The organism is Novosphingobium organovorum (assembly GCF_022832435.1).
Classification (GTDB): Bacteria; Pseudomonadota; Alphaproteobacteria; order Sphingomonadales; family Sphingomonadaceae; genus Novosphingobium; species Novosphingobium organovorum.
Genome location: NZ_JALHLF010000119.1, coordinates 1 through 9,910 on the forward strand (window position 1 = coordinate 1; position 9,910 = coordinate 9,910).

Annotated in this window: 8 protein-coding genes; 3 read left to right on the top strand and 5 right to left on the bottom strand. The window is 69.9% G+C overall.

The genetic code is table 11. The features are described 5' to 3' along the window. Positions 1-81: 81 nt before the first annotated feature. Both MTR62_RS18150 and MTR62_RS18155 read right to left on the bottom strand, forming a co-directional pair. A complete protein-coding gene (locus MTR62_RS18150) occupies positions 82-1,494 on the bottom strand; it encodes an oligosaccharide flippase family protein (protein ID WP_244023585.1) in 1,413 nt (470 codons plus the stop codon). Between the two features lie 76 nt (positions 1,495-1,570). Further along, positions 1,571-2,974: a WecB/TagA/CpsF family glycosyltransferase gene (locus tag MTR62_RS18155; RefSeq protein WP_244023587.1), complete on the bottom strand. Its 1,404-nt coding sequence runs from the start codon at positions 2,972-2,974 to the stop codon at positions 1,571-1,573. A 316-nt stretch (positions 2,975-3,290) separates the two neighbouring features. Here MTR62_RS18155 and MTR62_RS18160 point away from each other — a divergent pair, with 316 nt between their 5' ends. From MTR62_RS18160 to MTR62_RS18170, 3 genes are read left to right on the top strand one after another with little or no spacing between them, the layout of a single operon-like run. After that, positions 3,291-4,244 carry a glycosyltransferase family 2 protein gene (locus tag MTR62_RS18160; protein ID WP_244023589.1) on the top strand — a complete coding sequence of 318 codons (954 nt, stop codon included), beginning with the start codon at positions 3,291-3,293 and terminating at the stop codon, positions 4,242-4,244. A 12-nt stretch (positions 4,245-4,256) separates the two neighbouring features. Beyond that, positions 4,257-5,312, top strand: coding sequence for a glycosyltransferase family 2 protein (locus MTR62_RS18165; RefSeq protein ID WP_244023591.1), 1,056 nt, complete (start codon positions 4,257-4,259; stop codon positions 5,310-5,312). Then, a complete protein-coding gene (locus tag MTR62_RS18170) occupies positions 5,309-6,433 on the top strand; it encodes a glycosyltransferase (RefSeq protein WP_244023593.1) in 1,125 nt (374 codons plus the stop codon). Before MTR62_RS18165 ends, MTR62_RS18170 begins: the two co-directional genes overlap by 4 nt. Here MTR62_RS18170 and MTR62_RS18175 read toward each other — a convergent pair. The 3 genes from MTR62_RS18175 to MTR62_RS18185 form a co-directional block, all read right to left on the bottom strand. After that, a complete protein-coding gene (locus tag MTR62_RS18175; protein WP_244023595.1) occupies positions 6,354-7,682 on the bottom strand; it encodes an O-antigen ligase family protein in 1,329 nt (442 codons plus the stop codon). The two genes, MTR62_RS18170 and MTR62_RS18175, sit on opposite strands and share 80 nt — an antisense overlap. Continuing rightward, positions 7,637-9,055 carry a GumC domain-containing protein gene (locus tag MTR62_RS18180; RefSeq protein ID WP_244023597.1) on the bottom strand — a complete coding sequence of 473 codons (1,419 nt, stop codon included), beginning with the start codon at positions 9,053-9,055 and terminating at the stop codon, positions 7,637-7,639. The genes MTR62_RS18175 and MTR62_RS18180 overlap by 46 nt, the downstream gene beginning before the upstream one ends. Then, positions 9,055-9,910 (bottom strand): polysaccharide biosynthesis/export family protein (locus tag MTR62_RS18185; RefSeq protein ID WP_244023599.1); only part of this gene is annotated, 856 nt, incomplete at its 5' end. The genes MTR62_RS18185 and MTR62_RS18180, both read right to left, overlap by 1 nt.

Sequence of the window (9,910 nt, forward strand, 5' to 3'; positions counted from 1 at the left end):
CCGAGGTGCTGGGCGCGCTGATGGCCTCGCCGCTCGGCCGGTCCGACTGGCTGCTCGATCACTGGACGCGCGAGACGCTGTTCAGCGTGCCCGCGCGGCGCGGCTGGATCGCGCCCGACCGCGCGCCGCTGGTATTCTGACGTCAGCGCGCAAGGTCCGCGCGGGCAGGAGATGGCGCGCGGCAAGGACCAGGCTTGCGAGCGTGCCGCCGCCTACCGCACCGATCGCGGCGTGCGTGAGCGAGCCGGTTAGCGCGCCCAGTGTCAGCCCGGCCAGCGTCGCGCTGCAGGTGAGCATGGCGTTGGCCGCGTCGGCCTCCATGCGGCCCTGCGCGCGCAAGTGGCCGCTGACGATCTGGCCGAGCGCCAGCGCGACCCCGCCCAGACACAGGATCGAGACCAGCGGGGCGACTTCGCTCCAGCGCGCGCCGAAGATGATCGGCACATACCAGCGCGCGGCAAGCGCCTGGAGCGCGACCAGGGGCACGAACAGCGCAAGGCCCGCGATCGTCACGCTGCGCTGCGCCGCGTCGCGCGCGGGACCCGGCGCGGCGCGGGCCAGCAGCGGGAAGGCCACCGAGCCGAACGCGCCGACGAGCGCGGTGACGATGCCGAGCCCGGCGTTGTAGGCGAAGTAGTAGCGCCCCAGCGCGCTCGTCCCCAGGANGAACGCGCCGACGAGCGCGGTGACGATGCCGAGCCCGGCGTTGTAGGCGAAGTAGTAGCGCCCCAGCGCGCTCGTCCCCAGGAGCGCGGCGACGATCAGGTTGTCCCCCTGGCTGCGCAGCGCGGCGAGCGTGTCGGCCAGCAGCAGCGCCGCGCTCGAGCGCAGGATGCGGCGCAAGGGCAGGAAGCCCGCGCGGCGATCGGGCTCCCAGCGATGCGCCTTGCGGGCCAGCCACAGCCACAGCGGGGCGACCAGCAGTTTGGGCAGGACGATGGCCCAGGGGCTCGGCCAGAGCAGCATGAGCGCGAGGGTCAGCCCCTGGTCGGCCATGGTCTGCGCCGCGCCGATCCGCGCGAGGCGGCCGACCATTTTTGCGCGCATGGCAAGAAAATACTGGACGTGCCCACCCGCCATGAACACGAAGACGAAGCTGAGCGCGGCCAGCATCGCGCCGGCGATTGCGGCATCGAAAACCAGCCAGAGGCTCGCGGCAACCAGCAGTTGCAGCACCATCAGCGCCCCGGTCCAGACCAGGTAGACGCGCCGGACGGTGTTGCACACCGCGGGCAGTTCGGCTTCGCTGGCGAGCACGATCTGCTGCCCGGTGCCCACCCGTTCGAGCACGCGCACGAGCTCGAACAGGCTGAGCGCCAGCGCCGCCTGGCCGACGATCTCGGGCGTGAGCTGGCGCGCCAGCACCACGGTCGTGGCGAGCCGGGCAATCCGCCCGGCGATTTCCGCGCTGCCGTAGGCGACCATTCCGCGCAGGAGATGCGCGCGCTGGCCGCCGAGCCGGGTCTCGATGCGGGCAAGGAGAGTCGAGGTCATGGTTCAGGGCCTTGGCGCAAGGGAAGAAAAGGCCCGCCGGGCGATGGTGGGTGGAGACCGGCGGGCAGGAAAAGTGTCAGTAGGCGCCGCGGGCCTTGAGCACGGCCGGGATGGTGCGGCCCATCAGCGCGAGGTCGAAGCCGATCGAGCCGCGTTGGAGATAGTCGAGGTCCATCGCGACCTGCCGATCGAAGGGCACTTCGGCGCGGCCCGAGGTCTGCCAGATGCAGGTGAGGCCGGGTTTGGCGTCGAGGCGCTTCCACGCTTGGCCTTCGTACTGGCGCACTTCCTCGGGCAGCGCGGGGCGCGGGCCGACGATCGACATGGCGCCGCCAAGCACGTTGAACAGCTGTGGCAGCTCGTCGATCGAGGTGCGGCGGATGAACGCGCCGACGCGCGTGATGCGCGGATCGCGGCGGACCTTGAAGCAGACCGCGTCGCGTTCGTTGAGATCGGCCATCCCGGCGCGCAGGCCGTGCGCATCGGGAACCATGGAGCGAAACTTCCACATCGTGAAGGCGCGCCCCTTGTGGCCGATGCGGGTCTGGCGGAAGAACACCGGGCCGCGCGTCTCGATCGCGATCGCGGCGGCGACAACGAACATGAGCGGGGTGAAGAAGAGGATCGCGAAGACCCCCAGCACGATGTCGAGCAGGCGCTTGCGCGATCCGGTCATCCACCCGCCAGCGTGGGTGGAGGAGGCGTGGACCAGCGCGCGCGCCACGAACAGCGCGTTGCCGACGAGATAGCGGTTGGCGAGCCGGCGCGGTTCCATCATCAGCCGCCAGACCCATTCGCAGCCCAGCTTGCGAAACAGCAGCGGTGCGCGCGCGATCCGTCCCGAATAGTAATCGAACAGCCCGCCGACGCCGAGCAGGACAGGCGCGTCGAGCCGGTCGGCGTGGCGTGCGATCCACTTTTCCTGGAGTGGAACGCCCATGCCCACGAAGACCATGCCCGCGCCCGAGGCGTTGATCCGCGCGATCACCGCTTCGGTTTCCTCGGGTGCGAAGAAGCCGTCCTGCGTCCCGGCGACGACAAGGCCGGGGTAGCGCGCCTGCATGGCTTCGCCCGCAGCGGCCGCGATGCCGGGCTGGCCGCCGAGCAGGTAGATGGCAATTCCCATGGCCGCCGCGCGTTCGCACAGGTCGGGGAACAGGTCGGTGCCGTTGAGGTTTTCGCCGGTCGGCTGGCGGGCGAGCCGCGCGGCGAGCGAGACGCCCGAGCCATCGGGCAGCAGCAGGTCCGAATGCTTGAGGATCGCGCGGTACTCGGCATCCTTTGCGGCGAGGTTCACGCAGTGCGCGTTGAGGAAGTTGACCGCGAGCCGCTCGCCCATGATCGCGGCGCTGACCAGCATGTCGGCCATCACCGCACGGGTCGAGCGCACGAGGTTGTATCCGAAGAGGCGCGTGGTCTGGAGATCGGCGAACTTCGCGTTGTAGGCGCCGGGAAACGATGCGGTGTGGTTGATGAACATGGCGTCCTCCTGGATCGTTGGAATGTGCCAACCGGGATTGCAGGAGCCGTGCCAGTAACCTTTTCATATTGATCAAAAACAATATTAAGAAATTGGAAGGGGCTATTGAAAACCATTCTATCGCGTTTCGCGAACGCATTTCGCAAATCGCGCGGCGGTCTTGCGAATAGTGCGCGTCGGATCGGCGGAGATGGGACGGGCGAGCCGCCAAAGGCGCAGAAATACGTATAAATTCGTAACTGGCACGCTCCGTGAAAGGGGGGCTACGCCAGGGCTCAGCGCCCCGGCACCCGCCTCTCGCCAAGGAAATGCCGCCATGTCCGACCATCGATCCCCCATCGGACCCAAGCCTGGGCCGACCTTCTCGATCATCATGCCCTGCTACAACTGCGAGGCGACGCTGGCGCGCGCGGTGCGCAGCGTGCTCGAGCAAAGCTGGAACGACTTTGAGCTGATCCTCGTCGACGATGGATCGCGCGACGGTACGTTCACGCTGGCCGGGGTCTTTGCCCGCACCGACCCGCGCGTGCGGGTTCTTTCACAGGTCAACCAGGGGGCTTCGGCCGCGCGCAACCGGGGCCTTGCCGAGGCGAAAGGGGCGCTGATCGCCTTTCTCGATGCCGACGACTGGTGGGAACCGGGCAAGCTGGCGGCGCATCGCGCAAGCCACGAGGCGGACCCCGCGCTCGACGTGACCTTCGCGGGGATCGTCTTCGTGCCCGATGTCCTGCGCCGCAAGGCCCTGACCCAGTCGAAAGTGCCCGCCGGGCGGCTGTGCCTTGCGCAGATCCTGAGCGAGAACCCGGTCTGCACGATGTCCAACGTGGTCGCCCGCCGCGCGGTCTTCGCGCGCCACGGGGCCTTTCGCGAGGACATGACCCACGCCGAAGACCAGGAATGGCTGACCCGGCTGGTGGCGCAAGGCGCGCAGGTGCGCGGTATCCGCGCCCGGCTGGTCTGCTACCGCACGAGCGAGGCGGGGCTCTCTGCCCAGCTCGACGCGATGTACGCCGGCTGGCGCTCGTTCGCGGGGCGCTATGCCCCGGCCGCGCAAGTACGCCGCAGCGAAGCGCTCTATTGCCGCTATCTTGCCCGGCGCGCGCTGCGCCTGCCCGGATCGGCGCTTCCTGCGCTGCGCTTCACGCTGCGCGGCCTGGCGCTCGATCTGCGGGCCTTCCTTTCCGATCCGCGCCGCGGACCCGCCACCGCGCTCTGCTCGCTCATTGCTCCCATCCTGCCGCTGGCCCTGCGCCGCCGCATCTTTGCCTGAGGAACCCGTATCATGGACATCAACCCCATCCCGTTCCGCCCGGTTGCCGCAGCGACCATGCCCGCGCTGGCCTCAGCGCCCGCCCCGCTCGTTTCGGTGGTCATGCCGGTCTACAATGTCGAGCGTTTCGTCGGCGAGGCGATCGCCTCGGTGCTGGCGCAGAGCCTCTCCGATTTCGAGCTCATCATCGTCGACGATGGCTCGAAGGACCACTCGATCGCGATCTGCAAGAGCTTCGATGATCCGCGCATCCGCATCGTCGGACAGGCCAACCGCGGGCTGGCCGGGGCGCGCAACACCGGTATCGCGATGGCCCGTGGGACGTTCGTTGCGCTGCTCGATTCGGACGATCGCTGGGATCGCGACAAGCTCCTGCTCCACGTCATCCACCTCAATTCGAGCGCGGATGTCGACGTGAGCTATTCGGGGTCGCGCCTGATCGATGAAAACGGCGCGGTCCTGCGGATCGCGATGCGCCCGCAGCTCGCGGGTGTCTCACCCGCCGACATCCTGATGCGCAATCCCGTCGGCAACGGTTCCGCACCGGTCCTGCGCCGCGCCGCGCTCGATCGGGTGGCCTTCGCCCATCCCCAGGAGGCCGACCGGCGGTGCTGGTTCGACGAGAGCTTCCGGCAGTCGGAGGACATAGAGATGTGGCTGCGCATGGCGCTGCGCCACGATTGCCGCTTCGAAGGCATCGCGGGGTTGCTGACCGATTACCGCATCGTGGGGGGCGGGCTGTCCGCGCGCATTCCGCAGCAGTACGAGGCCTGGTCGCGGGCGATGTCCGGGCTCTACGGCGATGCGCCGGGCTTCATGGACCGCTATCTGCCCAAGGCGCGCGCGTTCCAGCTGCGCTACCTCTCGCGCCGGGCGGTGCAACTGGGCGACGGGGCCTTTGCGCTCGCGCTGCTCGCCGATGCGCTGCGCAGCGCGCCGGTCATGGCGTTCAAGGAACCGGGCAAGACGCTCCAGACGCTGGCCGGAGCGCTCGCCACGCGGCTGCTGCCCGATGCCCTGATGCGCCGCGTGCGCACCGCCTTCACCGGCCAGGGAGCGGTGGCATGAGCGCGCCGCTCCTTCGCACCGCGCACCTGCTCGACGATCTGGCTCTTGGCGGGGTGACGCGTGGCCTTGCCGTGTTCGACATGCCCAGCCTTGCCGGGCGGATGACCAGTGCGGTGGTCGAAGTCGACCCCGCCCAGCGGCTCGCCCCCCGGCTCGACGCGAACGTCATCATGGTGCACTTTCCGCCGCGCTGGAACGCCTTGCCGTTCCTGCTCTCGCTGCGGCTGCGCAATCCGCGCGCGCGCATCCTCCAGGTCGAACACAGCTACACCCGCGCCTGGGCTGAACGGCACGTGCCGCGTGCGGGGCGCTTTGCCCGCCTGCTCAAGCTGTGGTGCGCGCTGTGCGACGAGGTGGTCTGCGTCTCCTTCGGGCAGGCGCGCTGGCTGCGCGATACCGCAAGGCTTCGCCGCGCGCCGAGCGTGGTCTATCCTTGGGGCGGGCGGCACGGTCTGGATCGGGTGGGGCTCGGCCGGGCGGGATTCGACCGGGCGGGACTGGCCGAGGCACCGGCCGAGGCGCCGGACGCACGGCCGATCCGGCTGGCAAGCTATGGCCGCTTTGCCGAACAGAAGGGGTTCGACACGCTGATTGCGGCGATGGCGCTGCTTCCGGCCGGGCGCTTCACGCTGACGCTCGGCGGGTTCGGGCCGGACGAGGCGTCGCTGCGCGCGGCGGCACAGGGGCTTGCGAACGTCGATTTCGCGGGCAAGGTCACTGATCTGGCCGCCTTTCTGGAACCGGTCGACCTCGTCGTGATCCCTTCGCGCTGGGAGGCGTTCGGGCAGGTCGCGGCGGAAGCCAAGATGGCCGCGCGCGCGGTGCTCGTCGCCGATGTCGATGGCCTCCCCGAACAGATGCTCTCGCGCACCTGGGTGGCCGACTGCCGCACGCCGCAGGGCATCGCCGCGGGAATCGAGGCGGCGGCGCGCGAGGATCTGCGGGCGGCCGGGGCCGCCAACCGCGCGGCGATGGCCGATGCGGAAAAGGCGCGCATTGCGGGCTGGAGCGAAGTGCTGGACCGGGCCGAGGCGGCGCTGGCTAAAGCGGCGCCAGTGGCGGGATCGGCGGCGGGATTGGTGGCGGGGCGGGGGCGGCTGGCGGTGCATCCGGTCTGCTGACCGTGCCCATGCCGATCAGCAGCAGGCCGGGCCAGATCAGATAGCCCAGGATCTCGAGGTTCTCGCCGAAGGTGTAGAAGGTGAGCACCAGCGCCATCGCGAAGCCGGTGCGCGCGGTGCGCGAATGCATCGCGCGCCCGAACAGCGTGACGACCGAGAAAGCGAGCGGGATCGCAAGGCAGGCGAGACCGACGATGCCCTTGACGAAGAGCAGGCCGTACCAGCTGTGGTGGCTGCCGATCGGCATGAACTCGACCATGTGCGGTCCGCGCTCGAGCACGCCGTGGCCGAACCAGGGCGCCTCGTTGCGCCAGCGCTCGACCGCGATCCGGCCGAGCGCGGCGCGCACGCGGGAACTGTCCGCGCGCGCGCCCTTGAAATCGTCCACCGCACGTTCGAGCGCTTCGCGGATGGTGGTGGCGAAAAGGCCGCCCAGCAGCACTGCCGGGGCGGCGGCGAACCACAGCGCGGGGCGGCGCATGTGGCTTGCCGCGAGCGCGACGGGCCACAGGATCGCGGTCGCCAGGATCGCCATGCGCGAGCCCGAGAGGTAGGCGATCAGCAGGTTGGCAAGGAGGCCGACGGCCATCCAGCCCAGCCGCCGCTCCTGCAGCGCGCAGATCATGTGGATGACCGCGACCATGCCCGCCGCCGGGGCCCAGGGAGCGTAGAACTGCCAGCGCGAGGCGCCGTTCTCCGGATCGACGATGTAGAGCATGACCGCAAAGAATTCCGGCCCCGAGCCGCCCACCACGCTGAGCGGTGAGACGTAGAGCAGGCTTGGCAGGCCGACCATCGGCGCGGCAAGCAGCAGCGGCAGCAGGATCAGCGTCTGCAAGCCCAGCCGGCACACCGCGCGGTAGACCGCCTCGGGCCGGATCGGCAGCGCTGCCCCCGCGAGGGGATAGAGCGCGAGCAGGGCCCAGCCCTTGGCCCAGCCGATGCTCGACTTGATCGTCGCCCCGATACCCAGGCCATAGCCGATATGGCCCGCCAGCAAGGCCACCTCCATGCCCGCCATGCCGATCAGCCAGAGCACGATGGCCAGCGGCAGGGGGCCCGGCCGTTGCCCGCGCGGCAGCGTGGGGAAGACATAGAATCGCCACGCCACCATCAGCGCCAGCGTCCAGCCGAGCGCGGGGCCGGTAATGTAGAGCGCGCCGGTCACGTAGAAGATCCAGGTCCCCTGGATCGTCCACACGATCAGAGTTTGCGCAGGATGAGCTGGATGATCGGCTGGCGTATCCATGCAAGGCCAAACCCTGTGACGACGAGCAGCGACGCGGCAATGGCGCCAGCGAGCGCAAGGAGGAGCGAGGGCGAGGTCTTGCGCTCGGGGATCGAGGGCGCCTCGAGCGTCTGGACCAGCGGATAGGAGGCGAAGGGATCGGCGCGGTTGGTGTCGAGCCGGGCCAGCGCGGAGGAGAACACCGCGTCGGCGACCTTGAGATCGCGATCGAGATCGGCGAGGCGCGAGGCGTCCTTGACCAGCGCGGCGGTGGCCGCGTTCTGTTCGCCGATCTGGCGGGCGATCTCGCTTACGGCGGCGCGCGTCCCGTAAGTCTGGCTGTCCTCGGCGACGAGGCTCTGGTAGAGCGCGGCGCGCCCGTCGCTGACGGCGAGATCGACGAAGCGCAGAAGCTGACCCGGCGCGAGCCCGGTGAGTGTCGCCCCGCGCCGCGACAGGTCCTGGCGCAGCGTGCGTTCCTGTGCGCTCAACTCGCTGACGAGCGCGTGGCGGTCCCCCAGCGTGGCGGATTTCTCGGCCAGCCCGCTGCGGATCTGGGCGTAGCGGCCGAGCAGGGTCTGGAACTGCGGATCGGCCTTGAGCAGCATGGCCATGCGCGCGCCGCCCACGCTCGAATCGAGCGACCGGGCGAGCCGCCGGGTCTGCGCGTCGCGCTCCTTCAGCGTGGTCAGCGTGTCGCGATAGCGCGCCTTGAGGGCATCGAGATCGGAAATGCGCGTGCGAAACTGCTCGACCGAGACGAGCCCGCTGTGGCTCTGGAAATCGAGCAGGCGCTGCTGAGCCTGGCGCGCCTTGTCCTGGAGCCGGGCGATCTCCTGCTGATCGGCTTGCGCGCGCTTGTCGGCCTCGTCGAGGCGCAGCGCGTCGAGATCGGCGAGGAAGGTGGTGCGCAGCGCCTCGAGCTTGTCGTGCGCGTCGGTGGGCGAGGTGCCCTTGACGGCGACTGCCATGAGGTTGGTCTGGTCGGTCAGCCGCACGTCGGGCTGGGGGAAGGCGCTGCTCGCGATCCCCAGCCGCGCGGCGGCGTGGCGCAGGGTGATGTTCGCGCCGAGCAGGCGCTTGTAGTTCTCGGTCGGGCTCAGCGTCGAACTGGAAAAGGCCGAGGAGGTGAGCGAGGAGGCCTGGCCGATGTCGTTGACGGTGAGGCTGCCGCCCGCGCCGCTGCCGGGCAGGATCAGGATCATCGAACTGGTGTAGCGCACGGGCGCGACCAGCAGGTAGACGATCGCCAGCCCCCAGATCAGCGCCAGCGGCATCGCGATGGCGATCACGTAGCGGCGATAGCGGCCGAGCGCGGGCAGGCCGTCGCGCACCAGGAACCACGCCTTGACCAACCGGCGCGGGGGATCGGGGCGGATTGGCTCCTGGAACATCAGTTGGTGGCCTGGTTGAGGATGACCGCGGTGGTGCCGATCCCGGCGAGCGAGCCGAGCACCGAAATGGCGTCCTGGAAATTGGCCAGGCCGCTGTCGTAGCAGGCCAGCGCGTCACCGGGCATGAGATAGGGGTCGTAGGCGTCGCGATCCGCCGCGCGCACCAGCGTCTCGACGCTGCGCTGGATGACGATCGCCTGGCCGGTCATCGGGTTGCGCGAAATGAGCACCGCGCGCCGGTCCTTGTTGAGCGCCGAGCCGCCCACGCAGTTCATGCCCACCAGCGCCTGCAGGAAGCGCGTGCCATAGGGCAGGCTGGTGGTCTCCTTGCCGATCGCCGAGGAGGCGTTGCTCGCGGCGGGGCGGGTGAGGTTGGACATGAACACGCGGATGCCCGGCGCGGTCAGTGCGCTGGCCCGTGCGAGGCGCGGATCGAAACAGCCCGTGCTCGCCACAAAGATGCGATCGCCCGCTTGCACCGTGGGATCGCGGGCGGGCGTGCCGGTGGCGAGGCCGAGCAGGTCCAGCCGGGTCCAGGCCCCGCCGCGCATCAGGTAGATGCGCCCGGCGTCGGCATCGGGGCGCAGCCCGCCCGCGGCCTTGAGCGCGCTCGACACGGTGCGCGCCGGGTTGTCGTCACCGATCGGGTCGGACTGGCTGCGGGCCGAGAGCGCCTCGGTGCTGCGCTCGCCTGCGCGCACGCGCCCGGCATCGAACACCGCGCCGCCGACATGGACCCATACCCCGGCGCTTTCGGTCAGGCTGAGGTCGACAAAAGGCGCCGCGCTGCGGGCCATTCCAGCGCGCACCAGCGCGGCCTGCACCGCGTCGCGCGCCGCCTGCGGGCTGAGGCCT